Annotated in this window: 17 protein-coding genes and 1 rRNA gene; 9 read left to right on the top strand and 9 right to left on the bottom strand. The window is 61.1% G+C overall.

Features of this window, described 5'->3' with window-relative positions:
* Positions 1–226 precede the first annotated feature (226 nt).
* From PC358_RS24250 to PC358_RS24235, 4 genes are all read left to right on the top strand, one after another.
* A complete protein-coding gene (locus tag PC358_RS24250) occupies positions 227–820 on the top strand; it encodes an aminodeoxychorismate/anthranilate synthase component II (protein WP_033703030.1) in 594 nt (197 codons plus the stop codon).
* Positions 821–829: 9 nt separating this feature from the next.
* Positions 830–1,879 (top strand): anthranilate phosphoribosyltransferase, encoded by a 1,050-nt coding sequence (gene trpD, locus PC358_RS24245; protein WP_033703029.1) that lies wholly within the window; start codon positions 830–832, stop codon positions 1,877–1,879.
* Positions 1,876–2,709, top strand: coding sequence for an indole-3-glycerol phosphate synthase TrpC (gene trpC / locus PC358_RS24240; protein WP_033703028.1), 834 nt, complete (start codon positions 1,876–1,878; stop codon positions 2,707–2,709). Before trpD ends, trpC begins: the two co-directional genes overlap by 4 nt.
* A gap of 76 nt (positions 2,710–2,785) precedes the next feature.
* Positions 2,786–3,490 (top strand): lipoate--protein ligase family protein, encoded by a 705-nt coding sequence (locus tag PC358_RS24235; protein WP_033703027.1) that lies wholly within the window; start codon positions 2,786–2,788, stop codon positions 3,488–3,490.
* On the opposite strand, the gene crp is transcribed toward PC358_RS24235, so the two are convergent.
* Positions 3,487–4,131, bottom strand: a complete 645-nt coding sequence (gene crp, locus PC358_RS24230) for a cAMP-activated global transcriptional regulator CRP (protein WP_033703333.1) — start codon at positions 4,129–4,131, stop codon at positions 3,487–3,489. The two genes, PC358_RS24235 and crp, sit on opposite strands and share 4 nt — an antisense overlap.
* Before the next feature lie 191 nt (positions 4,132–4,322).
* Between crp and PC358_RS24225 the strand changes: the two genes are divergently transcribed.
* On the top strand, positions 4,323–4,745 hold the full coding sequence (locus PC358_RS24225; protein WP_027594409.1) for an OsmC family protein: 423 nt from the start codon (positions 4,323–4,325) through the stop codon (positions 4,743–4,745).
* A gap of 39 nt (positions 4,746–4,784) precedes the next feature.
* On the opposite strand, the gene PC358_RS24220 is transcribed toward PC358_RS24225, so the two are convergent.
* The 6 genes from PC358_RS24220 to hemJ all read right to left on the bottom strand — a co-directional run bounded on the left by PC358_RS24220 (position 4,785) and on the right by hemJ (position 9,210).
* Positions 4,785–5,825 (bottom strand): hypothetical protein, encoded by a 1,041-nt coding sequence (locus PC358_RS24220; protein ID WP_033703026.1) that lies wholly within the window; start codon positions 5,823–5,825, stop codon positions 4,785–4,787.
* A 10-nt stretch (positions 5,826–5,835) separates the two neighbouring features.
* Positions 5,836–6,483 carry a 2-polyprenyl-3-methyl-6-methoxy-1,4-benzoquinone monooxygenase gene (coq7, locus tag PC358_RS24215; RefSeq protein WP_027594411.1) on the bottom strand — a complete coding sequence of 216 codons (648 nt, stop codon included), beginning with the start codon at positions 6,481–6,483 and terminating at the stop codon, positions 5,836–5,838.
* Positions 6,484–6,548: 65 nt separating this feature from the next.
* Positions 6,549–6,887, bottom strand: a complete 339-nt coding sequence (locus PC358_RS24210; protein WP_033703025.1) for a histidine triad nucleotide-binding protein — start codon at positions 6,885–6,887, stop codon at positions 6,549–6,551.
* Between the two features lie 64 nt (positions 6,888–6,951).
* Positions 6,952–7,734 (bottom strand): SDR family NAD(P)-dependent oxidoreductase, encoded by a 783-nt coding sequence (locus tag PC358_RS24205; protein ID WP_033703023.1) that lies wholly within the window; start codon positions 7,732–7,734, stop codon positions 6,952–6,954.
* Between the two features lie 67 nt (positions 7,735–7,801).
* Positions 7,802–8,758, bottom strand: a complete 957-nt coding sequence (locus tag PC358_RS24200) for an NAD(P)H-dependent flavin oxidoreductase (protein ID WP_033703022.1) — start codon at positions 8,756–8,758, stop codon at positions 7,802–7,804.
* A gap of 26 nt (positions 8,759–8,784) precedes the next feature.
* A complete protein-coding gene (gene hemJ / locus PC358_RS24195; RefSeq protein ID WP_027594415.1) occupies positions 8,785–9,210 on the bottom strand; it encodes a protoporphyrinogen oxidase HemJ in 426 nt (141 codons plus the stop codon).
* A gap of 142 nt (positions 9,211–9,352) precedes the next feature.
* Between hemJ and argC the strand changes: the two genes are divergently transcribed.
* The gene (gene argC / locus PC358_RS24190; protein ID WP_033703021.1) at positions 9,353–10,387 is read left to right on the top strand and encodes an N-acetyl-gamma-glutamyl-phosphate reductase; all 1,035 of its coding nucleotides are present in this window, start codon (positions 9,353–9,355) and stop codon (positions 10,385–10,387) included.
* 145 nt (positions 10,388–10,532) lie between these two features.
* On the top strand, positions 10,533–10,883 hold the full coding sequence (gene erpA / locus PC358_RS24185) for an iron-sulfur cluster insertion protein ErpA (protein WP_033703332.1): 351 nt from the start codon (positions 10,533–10,535) through the stop codon (positions 10,881–10,883).
* 58 nt (positions 10,884–10,941) lie between these two features.
* Here the strand turns inward: erpA and PC358_RS24180 are convergent, their stop codons facing one another.
* Together PC358_RS24180 and PC358_RS24175 are read right to left on the bottom strand one after the other, a co-directional pair.
* Positions 10,942–12,033, bottom strand: coding sequence for an anhydro-N-acetylmuramic acid kinase (locus PC358_RS24180; RefSeq protein WP_033703020.1), 1,092 nt, complete (start codon positions 12,031–12,033; stop codon positions 10,942–10,944).
* A 3-nt stretch (positions 12,034–12,036) separates the two neighbouring features.
* Positions 12,037–13,455 carry a peptidoglycan DD-metalloendopeptidase family protein gene (locus tag PC358_RS24175; protein ID WP_033703019.1) on the bottom strand — a complete coding sequence of 473 codons (1,419 nt, stop codon included), beginning with the start codon at positions 13,453–13,455 and terminating at the stop codon, positions 12,037–12,039.
* Between the two features lie 217 nt (positions 13,456–13,672).
* On the opposite strand from PC358_RS24175, the gene tyrS reads away from it, so the two are divergent.
* Together tyrS and PC358_RS24165 are read left to right on the top strand one after the other, a co-directional pair.
* On the top strand, positions 13,673–14,872 hold the full coding sequence (gene tyrS, locus PC358_RS24170) for a tyrosine--tRNA ligase (RefSeq protein WP_033703018.1): 1,200 nt from the start codon (positions 13,673–13,675) through the stop codon (positions 14,870–14,872).
* Between the two features lie 572 nt (positions 14,873–15,444).
* Positions 15,445–16,981, top strand: a 16S ribosomal RNA gene (locus PC358_RS24165).
* The last annotated feature ends 49 nt before the right edge of the window (positions 16,982–17,030 follow it).

The raw sequence follows: 17,030 nt of genomic DNA, 5'->3' as shown, positions 1-17,030 counted from the left end.
GAGCGAGACCTATCCTGTGTTGATCGTCAGCAAACTCTTGATGCGCGTAATCAAGGCCCACGCCCGTTGGCGTTGGCGCGCCTGACTTTATCTCCTGCCGGCCAGCCCGGCCCGTTTCTGTTTGCCTTCTTATCCGTTTCCGAATGCTCTTCGTGGCAATGCCATGCTGCGGGCGGTGTAGCAAGGTTCGTATTCTAAAGTCAGTAGATTCAAGAGGTTTAGCCCGATGTTACTGATGATCGACAACTACGACTCATTCACCTACAACGTCGTTCAATACCTGGGCGAGTTGGGTGCCGAGGTCAAGGTCATTCGCAATGACGAAATGACCCTCGCTGAAATCGAAGCCCTCAACCCGGAGCGCATCGTTGTCTCCCCCGGCCCTTGCACACCGAGCGAGGCGGGTGTGTCGATCGAGGCGATCCTGCATTTCGCCGGCAAGCTGCCGATTCTGGGCGTGTGCCTGGGCCACCAGTCCATCGGCCAGGCGTTTGGCGGCGACGTAGTGCGCGCCCGTCAGGTGATGCACGGCAAGACCAGCCCGGTGCTGCACCGCGACCTGGGCGTATTCGCCGGCCTCAACAACCCGCTCACCGTTACCCGCTACCACTCCCTGGTGGTCAAGCGTGAAACCCTGCCCGAGTGCCTGGAAGTCACTGCCTGGACCGCTCATGCCGACGGCGCGGTCGACGAGATCATGGGCCTGCGCCACAAGACGCTGAACATCGAAGGGGTGCAGTTCCACCCCGAATCCATCCTCACCGAGCAGGGCCACGAGCTGTTCGCCAACTTCCTCAAGCAGACCGGCGGCCGCCGCTAAGGATCGAACATGGATATCAAGAGCGCGCTGAGCCGCATCGTCGGCCATCTGGACCTGTCCACTGAAGAAATGAGCGACGTCATGCGTCAGATCATGACCGGCCAATGCAGCGAGGCGCAGATTGGTGCCTTCCTGATGGGCATACGCATGAAAAGCGAGAGCATCGACGAGATCGTCGGTGCGGTTTCGGTGATGCGCGAGTTGGCCGACAAGGTCGAGCTGAAGAGCCTCGATGGCGTGGTCGATATCGTTGGCACCGGCGGCGATGGCGCCAACATCTTCAACGTTTCCACGGCGTCGGCGTTTGTCCTGGCCGCAGCCGGTTGCCCGGTGGCCAAGCATGGTAACCGCGCGGTTTCGGGCAAGAGCGGCAGCGCCGACCTGCTGGAAGCGGCCGGCATCTACCTGAACCTGACCCCGGTGCAGGTCGCCCGTTGCATCGACAGCCTGGGCATCGGTTTCATGTTTGCGCAAAGCCATCACAAGGCAATGAAGTACGCCGCTGGCCCGCGTCGCGACCTGGGCCTGCGTACCCTGTTCAACATGCTGGGCCCGCTTACGAATCCGGCCGGTGTGAAGCACCAGGTGGTCGGCGTGTTCAACCAGGCACTGTGCCGCCCGCTGGCCGAAGTGCTGCAGCGCATGGGCAGCAAGCATGTACTGGTGGTGCACTCCAAGGACGGCCTGGACGAGTTCAGCCTGGCGGCGCCGACCTTCGTTGCCGAGCTGAAGAAGGGCGAGATCACTGAATATTGGGTCGAGCCCGAAGACCTCGGCATGAAGAGCCAGAGCCTGCACGGCCTGGCCGTCGACGGCCCGCAGGCCTCGTACGAGCTGATTCGTGATGCACTGGGCCGGCGCAAGACCGAGAACGGCCAGAAGGCGGCCGAAATGATTGTGCTCAATGCTGGCGCTGCGCTGTATGCCGCTGATCATGCCATGACCCTGGCGCAGGGCGTGGAACTTGCCCATGACGTGCTGCATACAGGGCTTGCCTGGGAAAAACTGCAGGAACTGGGTGCCTTCACCGCCGTATTCAAGCTGGAGAACGAAGCATGAGCGTACCGACCGTGCTGGAAAAGATCCTCGCCCGCAAAGTCGAGGAAGTGGCCGAGCGCAGTGCCCGGGTCAGCCTGGCCGAGCTGGAGCGCCTGGCCAAGGCCGCCGACGCTCCCCGTGGCTTTGCCAATGCGCTGATCGAGCAGGCCAAGCGCAAGCAACCCGCGGTCATTGCCGAAATCAAGAAGGCATCGCCGAGCAAGGGCGTGATCCGCGAGCACTTCGTGCCGGCGGACATCGCCGTCAGCTACGAGAAGGGCGGGGCGACCTGCCTGTCGGTGCTGACCGATGTGGATTACTTCCAGGGCGCTGATGCGTACCTGCAGCAGGCCCGCGGCGCAGTTTCGCTGCCGGTGATCCGCAAGGACTTCATGATCGACCCCTACCAGATTGTCGAGGCCCGGGCGCTGGGCGCCGACTGCGTGCTGCTGATCGTCTCGGCGCTGGATGACGTGAAGATGGCCGAGCTGGCCGCCACGGCCAAGGATGTCGGCCTGGATGTGCTGGTCGAAGTGCATGACGGCGATGAGCTGGAGCGCGCGCTGAACACCCTCGATACCCCGCTGGTCGGCGTCAACAACCGCAACCTACACACCTTCGAGGTCAGCCTGGAGACCACGCTCGACCTGCTGCCGCGTATTCCGCGCGAGCGCCTGGCCATTACCGAAAGCGGTATTCTCAACCGTGCCGATGTCGAGCTGATGGCAATCAACGAGGTTTACTCGTTCCTGGTGGGCGAGGCGTTCATGCGTGCCGAGCAACCGGGGCTTGAACTGCAGCGGCTGTTCTTCCCGGAACAGGTGAAGAAGACTGTTCAGCCATTGGACTGACCAAGACGAGCCGGCTTTTGCCGGCTTTTTTGTGGGCAATGGCTGCATCGTGAACAATCACATCAAAGGTGGATCAATGACCGATCAACCCCTGGCACTGACTGTTGAACAAGGCCTGCATGCCGAGCAGGACCTGCTGGCCGCGGTCTGCCGCGGCGAGCGCGAATTCGGTGTGCTGTTCTGGCGCCCGACCGACCATGCCCTGGTCATGCCGCGCCGCATGAGCCGCCTGGAAAACTTCGAAGCCGCCTGCGCCGAGCTTGCGATTGCCGGCTGGCCGGTGCTGTTGCGCGAGACCGGCGGTGAGCCGGTGCCGCAATCGCATGCCACGGTGAATGTGGCACTGGTGTACGTGGCACCGCGCAGCGAAGGTGACCATGGGCGTATCGAGAATGCCTACGAACGCCTGTGCCTGCCGCTGTGCGAGGTGCTACGCGAGTGGGGCGGGGTGGCTTCGGTGGGCGAGATCGACGGGGCGTTCTGCGATGGCCGCTACAACGTCAATCTCAATGGTCGCAAACTGGTCGGCACGGCCCAGCGCTGGCGCCAGGGGCTGGGCGGAAAACGCCCGGTGGTGCTGGTGCATGGCGCACTGTTGCTGGATAACGAGCGTGAGTCGATGGTCGCGGCCGTCAACCGCTTCAACGAGTGCTGCGAACTGGAGCAGCGCTGCCGCGCCGATGCGCATATCGCCTTGCACGAAGTTGCGCCCTCAGCGCCCTGGTTCGAGCGCCTCTCACAGGCCTATGCCAAGGTGCTTGCAGACCTGCCCAAGGACTAACGGGTACCGTAGACCACCATGGTCTTGCCCTTTACCTGCACCAGGCTGCGCTCCTCAAGGTCTTTGAGGACGCGGCCGACCATCTCACGCGAGCAGCCGACGATGCGGCCGATCTCCTGGCGGGTGATCTTGATCTGCATGCCGTCGGGGTGGGTCATTGCATCGGGTTGCTTGCACAGCTCGAGCAGGCAGCGGGCGACACGGCCGGTCACGTCGAAGAAGGCCAGGTCGCCGACCTTGCGCGTGGTATTGCGCAGGCGCTGCGCCATCTGGCCACCCAGGGCGTAGAGGATGTCTGGGTCCTGACGTGAGAGCTCGCGAAACTTGTCGTAACTGATCTCTGCCACTTCACATTCGGTCTTCGCGCGGACCCAGGCGCTGCGCTGCTGCTCGCCTTCCACGGGTTCGAAAAGCCCCAGCTCGCCAAAGAAATCACCGCTGTTGAGGTAGGCGATGATCATTTCGTGACCGTCGTCGTCCTCGATGAGGATGGTCACCGAACCCTTGATGATGAACGACAGTGTTTCGGCCCGATCGCCGGCGCAGATGATGTTGCTCTTGGCGGTGTAGCGGCGGCGCTGGCAGTGCACCAGCAGTTTGTCGATATTCTTGATCTTGGCGGGTAGGGCTGAGGCAACCATCACGAAATCCTGTTCGATACGACACATAGGCTTCTTGTAGGAAGTGTCTGGCGGCAAGCGCCAGTCATTTGGCGCCAGCTTATCAGACACTACAGGATGTTTCGGTACTAAACCGACACGTCTCGAGCTTTTCCGACAGCCACACAAGGTCTAAGCTGACACCCTTTTCCGAAAATTAGGAGTCCAGGTAGATGAAGGCACGTATCCAGTGGGCCGGTGACGCGATGTTCCTCGGCGAGTCGGGGAGCGGGCATGTCGTCGTGATGGACGGCCCGCCTGAGGCTGGTGGCCGAAACCTGGGCGTGCGCCCGATGGAAATGCTGTTGCTGGGCTTGGGTGGCTGCAGCAGCTTCGATGTGGTCAGCATCTTGAAGAAGTCGCGCCAGGCGGTGGAGAGCTGCGAGGCGTTCCTGGAGGCCGAGCGCGCCAGCGAAGACCCGAAAGTGTTCACCAAGATCCACATGAACTTCGTGGTGAAGGGCCGTGGCTTGAAAGAGGCCCAGGTCAAGCGGGCAGTTGAGCTGTCGGCCGAGAAATACTGCTCTGCGTCGATCATGCTGGAGCGCGCGGGCGTCGAGATCACCCACGGCTACGAGATCGTAGAGTTGGGTTGAGTCCGAAATGTCTGGGCTGCGTTGCAGCCCCGGCTGTCTTCAGTTGCGCAGTGCCGGAAGGGCAACTTGCAACCACTGCGGTACTACGTTTCTGAATGCCTGGCTCAACCGCTCCCGCCGCTTTTGATAAGCCAACCCCAGCCAGATAACTCCCAGCCCGATCAACGTCACCACCACCGGGAACAGCAGCGACTCGGCAAACACCTCGTAAGACAGATACCCCAGATAAGCCGCCACCCCCAACGCCCCAAACACCATGAACACCGGCCTGCGCAACAGCACGGCGATGGCCATCAGCCCGATATTGATCAGGCAGTAGAGGGCCTTGCCCAGCTCGCTACCGTTGTCCACCAAGGTCAGCCCACCCCAGAACGCCGCGAGCCCGGCCAGATAGCCCCAGTGGGCATAGTCCTCACGGGTGCGGCCGTCCGCCGCCAGGAATACCAGCAGCATCCCCAGGCCGAACCAGAGCGATACTTCGCGCCGTTGCTCCCAGCTGAACGGCGAACCGAAGAACCACTCGCTGAGGTCCATCGACATGAACCACAACGCCATGGCGATCGGCATCACGATGAACGGGAAGGGGATCAGCCGCAGCATCAGCAGCCCGGCGACCACCGTGGCGGCCTCCATCAACAACCAGCCGCCCTGCACATAGGTGTAGTACTGGTGATAGGCCGATTGCCTGTCATCCAGTGGCCACCAGCCGACCAGACGCTCGATGGCAAACACCGCCAGCGGCACGATGCTCACCGCGACCGCCGCCAGTACGCCGGCGGCTACCGGTTGTGCGCGCCGTTGCAGGTTGAGGGCGAAGAGCGTCAACAAGAGGATGTACAGCGTGGCGATGGCCAGCAGTGCCCAGTCGCCGATCTGCATCCAGGCTTCGGTGAGCAGCCAGCCCATGGCGCCCATGATGAGCAAGGCGCCGAAGTAGAACGCGACGTGCGCCAGCTGGAAGCTGCCGCGCGTTGCCGGTTGCTGGCGTAGAAACTGCAGCAGGGCTTGATCCTGGCCCGGCTGGAGGATGCCGGCGTGCACGGCGCGCGCCAGGTCCTTGGCGCTGAATCGTTCCGTCATGGGTTTACCTTCAGATACGGTAGGTGCTCTTGGTCATGACCTTGGCCAGCAGGCTCATGCCGAAACGCACCGGGGCTGGAAAACGATAGCCGCCCGCCTCGAGGGCAGACTCGGCGTGCTGCTCTTCATCTATGCGCATTTGTTCGAGAATGGCGCGAGACTTTTCGTCCTCGTGCGGAATCTGCTCCAGGTGTTCGTCCAGGTGTTTGCACACCTGATGCTCGGTGGCGGCGACGAAGCCCAGGCTGACCTTGTCGCTGACCAGGCCGGCGAGCGCGCCAATGCCGAACGACATGCCGTAGAACAGCGGGTTGAGCACGCTTGGGTGGCTATTCAACTGGCGTATGCGCTGTTCGCACCAGGCCAGGTGGTCGATTTCTTCCTCGGCGGCGTGCTCCATGGCTTTGCGTACCTGGGGCAGTTTGGCGGTCAGTGCCTGGCCTTGGTATAGCGCCTGGGCGCAGACTTCGCCGGTATGGTTGATGCGCATGAGGCCGGCAATGTGGCGGCTCTGGGCGTCATCCAGGTCGGCATCCGGCTGGACGATGGCCGGGGATGGGCGGGACGGTTGGCCGCTGAAGGGCAGCAAGGTGCGCATGGCGGTATCGGCCTGCAGCAACAAGCGGTCGAGCGGCGAGTAGTGACGTTCGGTAGCCATCGGGCACCTCCGCAAGAGTGTGCCCGACAGTTTACCGCAATAGCGCAAGGGTCGCTTGCCCTGGATCAGCCCGGCGGCCAGTGCATCTGGCGCTGGCCAAGCACGTGCATGTGAATGTGGTAGACGGTCTGCCCACCCAGTTCGTTGCAGTTCATGACCACGCGGAAGCCCTCTTCGCAGCCAAGTTCCTTGGCCAGACGCTGGGCGGTGAACAGGATGTGACCGGCCAGGCCTTTGTCCTCTTCGGTCAGGTCATTGAGGGTGCGGATGTGCTTTTTCGGGATGACCAGAAAATGCACGGGCGCCTGGGGGGCGATATCGTGGAACGCCAGAACCTGGTCGTCCTCGTAAATGATCTTCGCCGGGATTTCCCGGTTGATGATCCTGGTAAATAAATCGTCCACAGCACTTGCTCCATGGTGAGGGTCCGGGCCGAGTGTACTCAGCCGGGCGCCGCTCGCCCAGTGGCTATTCCATTCCGACCGGGCAGTAGCGGCGATGGATCACCCCAGCGAGCTTGCGCACCAGCCAGCGGGGCAGCAGGCGCGGCGCGAATGCCAGCCAGCGATTGCGCCGGCCGGGGGTGATGAGTGTGCGGTTCTTGTCCAGGGCGCGCACCGTGTAAAGCGCCACTTCTTCTGGGCTGAGGCAGCGGGTGCCGCCTTCGAGCCGAGGAATGCGCCGGCGCGATGAGCGCACGGGGCCTGGGCATAGCACCGAGACCTTGATGCCAGTGCGCTTGAGCTCTTCGCGCAGTGCCTGGGAGAAACTCAGCACATAGGCTTTGCTGGCCGCGTAGGCCGCCATCCAGGGGCCCGGCGCGACACCGGCCAGGCCCGCCACATTGAGGATCTGCCCGCCGCCCTGGACTGCCATCAGGTTGCCGATGGCATGGCAGAGGCGGCTCATGGCCAGGATATTGACCTCCAGCAGGTCCTGCTCGTCGGCCCACTCATGGGCCAGAAACGGCCCATAGGTGCGCAGGCCTGCGCAATTGACCAGCAGGTCGATACGCCGCTCGCCTTCCTCCAGTTCGAGCACGAAGCCCGACAGGCGAAGGGGCTGGCTCAAGTCGCAGGCTCGGAACAGTACCTCGACACCGAAGCGTTGGGTCAGCTCGATGGCCACCGGCTCCAGCGTCTCGCGCTGGCGTGCCACCAGGATCAGGTTGCGCCCGCGCCGTGCCAGCGCTTCCGCCAGGGCCAGGCCCAGGCCGCTGGAAGCACCAGTGATCATGGCGTAACGGGTCATGCAAAGGCTCCTGGGGCTGAAGAGGGCGCCTAGTGTACAGCTTGGCCGGGCAAGGTGTTGCCTTTTGCTACAAGGCCTGGGCGCGAATACCCTGGCAGCGATCCAGGGCTTCCCGGTACTCACTTTGCAGGCGTTCGATCAGTGCGCTGGCGTTGGGCAGGTCATGGATATCGCCCACCCCCTGGCCTGCCGACCATACGGTTTTCCAGGCCTTGGCTTCGTCGTCGATCGGTTTGAGCTTGCCCGGTTCATGGCCATGCGTGAGTGCGTTCATGTCATAGCCCGCCTGTTCCAGGCTCGGCCGCAGGAAGCTGGCCGGGATGCCGGACACTGCCGGGGTGTGGATGATGTCGACGGCATGGGCATCGAGCAGCATCTGCTTGTAGGCAGCCTGGGCCTGGCTTTCGGTGGTGGCGATGAAGCGGGTGCCCATGTAGGCAAGGTCGGCACCCAGTAGTTGCGCCGCCAGGACCTCATGGCCGTGGTTGATGCAGCCCGCCAGCAGCAGGGTCTTGTCGAAAAACTGCCGGATCTCGGCCACCAGGGCGAATGGGCTCCAGGTGCCGGCATGGCCGCCAGCGCCCGCCGCCACTGCGATCAGACCATCGACACCCGCCTCGGCGGCCTTCTCGGCATGGCGGCGGGTGGTAACGTCGTGGAACACCAGCCCGCCGTAGCTGTGCACGGCATCGACTACCTCCTTCACCGCGCCCAGGCTGGTGATGACGATCGGCACCTTGTGCGCCACGCACAGGGCAAGGTCCGCCTGCAGGCGAGGGTTGGTCGGGTGCACGATCAGGTTCACGGCATAGGGTGCCGGTGCTTGCAGTTGGGCAAGCCCGGCCTCGATCTCCTCGAGCCAGGCCTTGAACCCTGCGCTGTCGCGCTGGTTCAGGGCCGGGAAGCTGCCGACCACGCCGGCGGCGCAGCAGGCCAGGACCAGCCTGGGGTTGGAGATCAGGAACATCGGTGCGGCGACCACGGGCAGGCGCAGGCGTTGTTCGAGCGAGGCGGGCAATGACATGGCAAGGCTCCTGTAGGGGGTTACCGTCAGAACGGTTTGACCACCACGAGAATTACGATACCCAGCAGGAACAGCACCGGGACTTCGTTGAACCAGCGATAGTAGACGTGGCTGCGGGTATTGGCGCCGCTGGCGAAGCGTTTGCGTTGGGCGCCGCACATGTGATGGTAGCCGGTCAGCAGAATCACCAGGGTGAGCTTGGCATGCAACCAGCCTTGGCTCAGCCAGCCCGGAGTCAGGTAGAGCATCCAGGCACCGAACACATAGGTGGCGATCATGGCCGGGTTCATGATGCCGCGGTACAGCTTGCGTTCCATGGTCACGAAGCGGTCCTGGCTGATGCTGTCCTGGCTCTGGGCGTGGTAGACGAACAGCCTGGGCAGGTAGAACAGGCCGGCGAACCAGCAGACCACGCTGACGATATGTAGCGCTTTGATCCATAGGTAAAGCATGGAGGGAGTTCCTTCAGGTTTTCACGGTCGTCAGATAGTAGTGGTCAAGCGCCCGAAGGGTCACCCGAAGAGTTGTTACAGGCGGCTTGCACCCCTATTATCGTGCGCTTTCCAGTGGGCTCGTTGATAAGGGGCAAGCGTTATGATCAAGGTCGGTATCGTCGGCGGCACGGGTTACACCGGCGTCGAGCTGTTGCGTCTGCTGGCACAGCATCCTCAGGCCGAAGTGGCGGTCATCACTTCGCGCTCCGAAGCGGGCGTGGCGGTAGCTGACATGTACCCGAACCTGCGCGGCCACTATGACGGCCTGGCGTTCAGTGTGCCGGACAGCAAAGCCTTGGCGGCGTGTGATGTGGTGTTTTTTGCAACGCCCCACGGCGTTGCCCACGCCCTGGCCGGCGAACTGCTGGCGGCCGGAACCAAGGTGATCGACCTGTCGGCCGATTTCCGCCTGCAGGATGCCACCGAATGGGGCAAGTGGTACGGCCAGCCTCACGGCGCGCCGGAGCTGCTCAAGGACGCCGTCTACGGCCTGCCTGAAGTGAATCGCGAGAAAATCCGCCAGGCTCGCCTGATTGCAGTGCCGGGGTGCTACCCGACGGCAACCCAGCTGGGCTTCCTGCCATTGCTGGAGGCCGGCCTGGCCGACCCATCGCGCCTGATTGCCGACTGCAAGTCGGGCGTCAGCGGCGCCGGGCGGGGTGCGGCGGTGGGTTCGCTGTTCTGCGAGGCTGGCGAAAGCATGAAGGCTTACGCGGTCAAAGGTCATCGCCACCTGCCGGAAATCAGCCAGGGCTTGCGCCTGGCGGCGGGCAAGGACATCGGCCTGACCTTCGTGCCACACCTGACACCCATGATCCGCGGTATCCATGCCACCCTGTACGCCACCGTGGTTGATACTTCGGTCGATCTGCAGGCGCTGTTCGAGAAGCGTTACGCCGATGAGCCGTTCGTGGATGTGATGCCGGCCGGTAGCCACCCGGAAACCCGCAGTGTGCGCGGTGCCAACGTCTGCCGTATTGCCGTTCATCGCCCGCAAGGGGGGGACTTGGTGGTGGTGCTTTCGGTCATCGACAACTTGGTCAAAGGTGCCTCGGGCCAGGCGGTGCAGAACCTCAACATCCTGTTCGGCCTGGATGAGCGCATGGGTCTGTCCCACGCGGGCCTGCTCCCATAAGGGCACAAGCTGGCACAAGGCCCGCCGAGTGCGGGCCTTTTTATGGGCGCGACTAAAGCCGCACAATTCTTGACCAATTTTCTCGGAGAAGCGGATAATGCGCGTCATCGAGTTTTATGGCGGCAACTGCGCCGGGAGAATCAGCATGAGCGTCGAAACCTTCACCCCTACCGGTCTGGAATTCACCCAAGGGGCAGCCCACAAGGTGAAGACCCTGGTCAACGAGGAAGGCAATGAGCGTCTGAAGTTGCGGGTATTCGTGACCGGCGGTGGCTGCTCGGGCTTCCAGTACGGTTTCACCTTCGATGAAGATGTGGCCGAGGATGACACCATCGTCGAGCGTGAAGGCGTGTCGCTGGTGGTCGACCCGATGAGCTTCCAGTATCTGGCGGGTGCCGAGGTGGACTACCAGGAAGGTCTGGAAGGCTCGCGCTTCGTCATCAAGAACCCGAACGCCGCCACCACCTGCGGTTGTGGTTCTTCGTTCTCGATCTGATCACGGGCTGTACGAAAACGCCGCGCATTTGCGCGGCGTTTTGCATTGTGCTGGGGCCTTACGCCGGGTAGATGGCGCCGAGCACGCGCAAGCCGCGGGCAGCTGTCACACTCGGGCGGTTGGCTGGGATACCTTCCAGGCAGCAATGGGCCAGCCAGGCGAAGGCCATGGCCTCTACCCAGTCCGGGTCGACGCCATGGGCCGCAGTGCTGGCCACCTGGGCGCCCGGCAACAGCTGGGCGAGCCGGCGCATCAATGCCCCGTTGCGGGCCCCGCCACCGCATACCAGCAGCGCCTCGGTGCCCGGCTGAGCGTTACGCAGTGAGTCGATGATGCTGCGAGCGGTCAGCTCCAGCAGGGTCGCCTGCACATCCTGGTCACGGTAGGGCGGCAGTTTGCTCAGGTGCCCTTGCAGCCACGCCAGGTTGAACACTTCGCGCCCCGTACTCTTGGGGCCGGCGCCGGCAAAGAACGGGTCGCTCAACAGGGCTGCAAGCAGCGCTTCGATCACCTCGCCACTGGCTGCCCAGGCACCGTCAGCGTCGTAGTGCTGGCCGCGCTTGAACTCGATCCAGGCGTCCAGCAACACATTGCCTGGCCCGCAGTCGAAACCATGCACCGGCGTGTCGTTGGCAATCAGGCTGAGGTTGCTGAACCCCCCCACATTGAGCACGGCGAGCCGTTGGCCCAGATGGCTGAACAGTGTTTCGTGAAATGCCGGTACCAAGGGTGCCCCTTGCCCGCCAGCGGCCACATCGCGGCGTCGGAAGTCGCCGATCACGCTGATCTGGGTAAGCTCGGCAAGCAGTGCCGGGTTGCCGATCTGCACGGTGAAGCCACGAGCAGGCTCGTGGCGGATGGTCTGGCCATGGCTGCCGATGGCGCGGATGGCGCTTGGCGCAAGCCCCTGGCTTGCGAGCAAGTGGCCAATGCCTTCGGCTGCCAGGCTGGCCCAGCGGTTCTCGGCCAGGGCGGCGCGGGCAATCTCGTCAGGGCCGCTGGCGCAAAGGCTCAGCAGGCCCTGGCGCAGGTCGGCGGGCATGGGGATGTAATGAGTAGCGAGCAGTGCTGGCTGCTCGCGTTGTTCGATCAGGGCGATGTCCAGGCCATCGAGGCTGGTACCGGACATCACCCCCAGATAAAGCGCCATGACTCAGCGCTTGTTCGCAGCGAGCATGGTGGCCTTTTCCTGATCCATGCGGGCGATCAGTGGCTGGCTCTGCTGCATGAAGCGTGAGCGTTCGGCCTTGGCGATCGGGTCGGCCATCGGCACTTTCTGGCTTAGCGGGTCGACGTGCACGCCGTTGACCTGGAACTCGTAATGCAAGTGCGGCCCGGTGGAAAGGCCGGTGGTGCCGATGTAGCCGATGATCTGGCCCTGCTTGACCGAGCCGCCGGTCTTGATGCCTTTGGCGAAGCCTTGCATGTGACCGTACAGGGTTTTGTAGCGGTTGCCGTGCTGGATGATCACGGTATTACCGTAGCCACCCCGGCGCCCAGCCAGCTCGATGCGGCCGTCACCGGCAGCCTTGATCGGTGTGCCGCGCGGGGCGGCATAGTCAACGCCTTTGTGGGCGCGGATCTTGTTCAGAATCGGGTGTTTACGGCCAGCGGAAAAGCGCGAGCTGATGCGGGCGAAATCCACCGGAGTGCGGATGAACGCTTTGCGCAGGCTGTTGCCGTCGGCAGTGTAGTAGCTGGTATTGCCCTGTTTGTTGGTGTAGCGCACGGCGGTGTAAGTCTTGCCGCGGTTGGTAAAGCGAGCGGACAGGATGTTACCGGTGCCGATCACCTTGCCATCCATGACTTTCTGCTCGTACACCACGTCGAATTCGTCACCCTGGCGGATGTCCTGGGCGAAGTCGATGTCGTAGCCCAGCACCCGTGCCATGTCCATGGTCAGGCTGTGCGACAGTCCGGCACGCTGTGCGGAGGCCGACAGGGAGCTCTTGATCACGCCGTGGGCATAGGCCGTGCGGACCACAGGCTTGCTGATTTCGCGGTTGAAGCTGTAGCCCTTGGCGCTTTTGGTCAGGCGAATGGTTTCGAGGTTGCTGACTTTGCTGTGCAGGTTGGTCAGTTGGCCGTCTTTGTCGAGTTCGAACTGCAACACCTGGCCGTGCTTGAGCTGGCTGAACTGCTTCGCCTGCTTGTTGCTGGCCAGTACTTCATGGACTGCGCTGGCTGGCAGGCCGACTTTTTCGAACAGGGTGGACAACGTGTCACCCCGCGCTACGGTGACTTCGCGGTGGCCAGGTTGCTTGGCTTCGGCGACCGGTTCTGGCGCAGGCGTTTGTTGGTCCGCCTTCTGGGTAGCCGTGTCGGCTTCTTCGATCTGGGCGAACGGCGAGCCTTGCTCTGCCTCAGCGTGTACGAGCGGGGCGGCCTTGGACTCCTCCTTCAATTGTTCGACCGGGCTTTCCAGTTCGAGGTTGAGGGTGGTTTTCTTGGCTTCGACTTCGCTGGAAGGAAATACCAGCAGGGCCAGGCTGAGCAGGGCGGCGATGCCGCTGGCGGCCAACAGATGGCTTTTCGGATAAAGCGGGGGCGCTTTAGGCGGTTCGTTGGTCATAGGTAAGGTGACTTTTTGAAGAAAAGTGAATATGGAAAAGATGAATGACATGATGAAGATGAAATAACTGTATAAAATATAACCAAATCCATTTTCACGCAAGGGCGCGTAGACGCCGCAAGGCTGCCTGCGGGTCACATTCTATTGCGAAACTTGTATTTGATGGCCGATCTTGTATGGTTGGCTCCCCTTGAATCTGAGCCTTGCGGGTCTGTCTATGAAGTCGGTTGAAGAGCAGCTGGCGCTTATCAAGCGCGGTGCGGAAGAAGTATTGGTCGAGTCGGAACTGGTGGAGAAGCTCAAGCGCGGCCAGCCTCTGCGTATCAAGGCAGGTTTCGATCCGACCGCGCCTGACCTGCACCTGGGGCACACCGTGCTCATCAACAAGCTGCGCCAGTTCCAGGAGCTGGGCCACCAGGTCATCTTCCTGATCGGTGACTTCACCGGGATGATCGGTGACCCGAGCGGCAAGAGCGCTACGCGTCCGCCGCTGACTCGCGAGCAGGTGCTGGACAACGCCGAGACCTATAAGCAGCAGGTGTTCAAGATTCTCGACCCGGCCAAGACTGAGGTTGCGTTCAACTCCACCTGGATGGACACGCTGACCCCGGCCGACTTCATCCGCCTGGCGTCGCAGTACACTGTGGCGCGCATGCTCGAGCGCGATGATTTCGACAAGCGTTACACCACCAATCAGCCGATCGCGATCCACGAGTTCCTCTACCCGCTGGTGCAGGGTTATGACTCCGTTGCGCTGAAAGCTGACGTGGAGCTGGGCGGTACCGACCAGAAATTCAACCTGCTCATGGGGCGCGAGCTGCAGCGCGCCTACGGCCAGGAAGCGCAGAACATCGTGACCATGCCGCTGCTCGAAGGGCTCGACGGCGTGAAGAAGATGTCCAAGTCGCTGGGTAACTATGTGGGTATCCAGGAAGCGCCTGGGGTGATGTACAGCAAGCTGGTGTCTATCCCTGACACGCTGATGTGGCGTTACTTCGAGTTGCTGAGCTTCCGCTCGATGGAGGAGATCGACCAGTTCCGTGCTGATGTTGCCAATGGCGCGAACCCGCGCGACATCAAGATCAAGCTGGCGGAAGAGATTGTTGCGCGTTTCCATGGCGAAGAGGCTGCCGCCAATGCTCACCGTGCGGCGGGCAACCGTATGAAGGAGGGCGAGTTGCCGGAAGACTTGCCTGAGATCGAGGTTGCTGCGGCTGAAGACTTGCCGATTGCTGCGGTGCTGAACCGTGCCGGCCTGGTGAAGAACTCGGCAATGGCGCGCGATCTGCTTAATGGCGGCGCGGTCAAGGTTGATGGTGCGGTGGTTGATCGCGACTTCGTGTTTGCGCTGGGTGCTACCCATGTATGTCAGGCGGGCAAAAAGGCGTTTGGCCGGGTTACCCTCAAGGCTGAGTGATTGCCTGGTGGTGTAGCTATATAGAAGCGGGGAGGCCGGAAGGCCTCCCCGCTTTGTTTTTCAGCGATATCAAAGTTTATTGGAATTAAGGGTTGACGCGGTTTCGAATCCCCTTATAATGCGCCCCACTTCCAGCGTAGTCGGAACGAAAAACTCCTTGAGTTTCAATGAGTTGATCGAGCCAGGTAGTGGTGGAAGTGCTCCGATCGAAAGATCGTTAGCGGTTAAGATGGTGGTTGACAGCGCTTCTAAACGCTGTATGATTCGCCTCCCGCTACGAGAGATCGCAGCGAGTCAAGTGTTTGAAGCTAAACGAGTTTCTCGAAAAAAACTTCAAAATAAACGCTTGACAGCAAATGAGGAAAGCGTAAAATGCGCGCCTCGGTTGAGACGAAAGGCTCTTAACCAACCGCTCTTTAACAAATTGAATCAAGCAATTCGTGTGGGTGCTTGTGAGTATGGACTGATAGTCACAAAGATTATCAGCATCACAAGTGACCATGCGAGAAATCACATAGTCATTTGAGATTGCTGAGCCAAGTTTAGGGTTTCTTAAAAACCCAAGCAGTATTGAACTGAAGAGTTTGATCATGGCTCAGATTGAACGCTGGCGGCAGGCCTAACACATGCAAGTCGAGCGGATGAGAAGAGCTTGCTCTTCGATTCAGCGGCGGACGGGTGAGTAATGCCTAGGAATCTGCCTGATAGTGGGGGACAACGTTTCGAAAGGAACGCTAATACCGCATACGTCCTACGGGAGAAAGCAGGGGACCTTCGGGCCTTGCGCTATCAGATGAGCCTAGGTCGGATTAGCTAGTTGGTGGGGTAATGGCTCACCAAGGCGACGATCCGTAACTGGTCTGAGAGGATGATCAGTCACACTGGAACTGAGACACGGTCCAGACTCCTACGGGAGGCAGCAGTGGGGAATATTGGACAATGGGCGAAAGCCTGATCCAGCCATGCCGCGTGTGTGAAGAAGGTCTTCGGATTGTAAAGCACTTTAAGTTGGGAGGAAGGGCAGTAAGCGAATACCTTGCTGTTTTGACGTTACCGACAGAATAAGCACCGGCTAACTCTGTGCCAGCAGCCGCGGTAATACAGAGGGTGCAAGCGTTAATCGGAATTACTGGGCGTAAAGCGCGCGTAGGTGGTTTGTTAAGTTGAATGTGAAAGCCCCGGGCTCAACCTGGGAACTGCATCCAAAACTGGCAAGCTAGAGTACGGTAGAGGGTGGTGGAATTTCCTGTGTAGCGGTGAAATGCGTAGATATAGGAAGGAACACCAGTGGCGAAGGCGACCACCTGGACTGATACTGACACTGAGGTGCGAAAGCGTGGGGAGCAAACAGGATTAGATACCCTGGTAGTCCACGCCGTAAACGATGTCAACTAGCCGTTGGAATCCTTGAGATTTTAGTGGCGCAGCTAACGCATTAAGTTGACCGCCTGGGGAGTACGGCCGCAAGGTTAAAACTCAAATGAATTGACGGGGGCCCGCACAAGCGGTGGAGCATGTGGTTTAATTCGAAGCAACGCGAAGAACCTTACCAGGCCTTGACATGCAGAGAACTTTCCAGAGATGGATTGGTGCCTTCGGGAACTCTGACACAGGTGCTGCATGGCTGTCGTCAGCTCGTGTCGTGAGATGTTGGGTTAAGTCCCGTAACGAGCGCAACCCTTGTCCTTAGTTACCAGCACGTTATGGTGGGCACTCTAAGGAGACTGCCGGTGACAAACCGGAGGAAGGTGGGGATGACGTCAAGTCATCATGGCCCTTACGGCCTGGGCTACACACGTGCTACAATGGTCGGTACAGAGGGTTGCCAAGCCGCGAGGTGGAGCTAATCTCACAAAACCGATCGTAGTCCGGATCGCAGTCTGCAACTCGACTGCGTGAAGTCGGAATCGCTAGTAATCGCGAATCAGAATGTCGCGGTGAATACGTTCCCGGGCCTTGTACACACCGCCCGTCACACCATGGGAGTGGGTTGCACCAGAAGTAGCTAGTCTAACCTTCGGGAGGACGGTTACCACGGTGTGATTCATGACTGGGGTGAAGTCGTAACAAGGTAGCCGTAGGGGAACCTGCGGCTGGATCACCTCCTTAATCGACGACATCAGCCTGCTGATGAGCTCCCACACGAATTGCTTGATTC

The sequence above is a fragment of the Pseudomonas capeferrum genome (assembly GCF_000731675.1).
GTDB classification, from domain to species: Bacteria; Pseudomonadota; Gammaproteobacteria; order Pseudomonadales; family Pseudomonadaceae; genus Aquipseudomonas; species Aquipseudomonas capeferrum.
The sequence above is the reverse complement of the archived record's forward strand: the minus strand, read 5'-3'. Positions and strand labels throughout refer to the sequence as shown.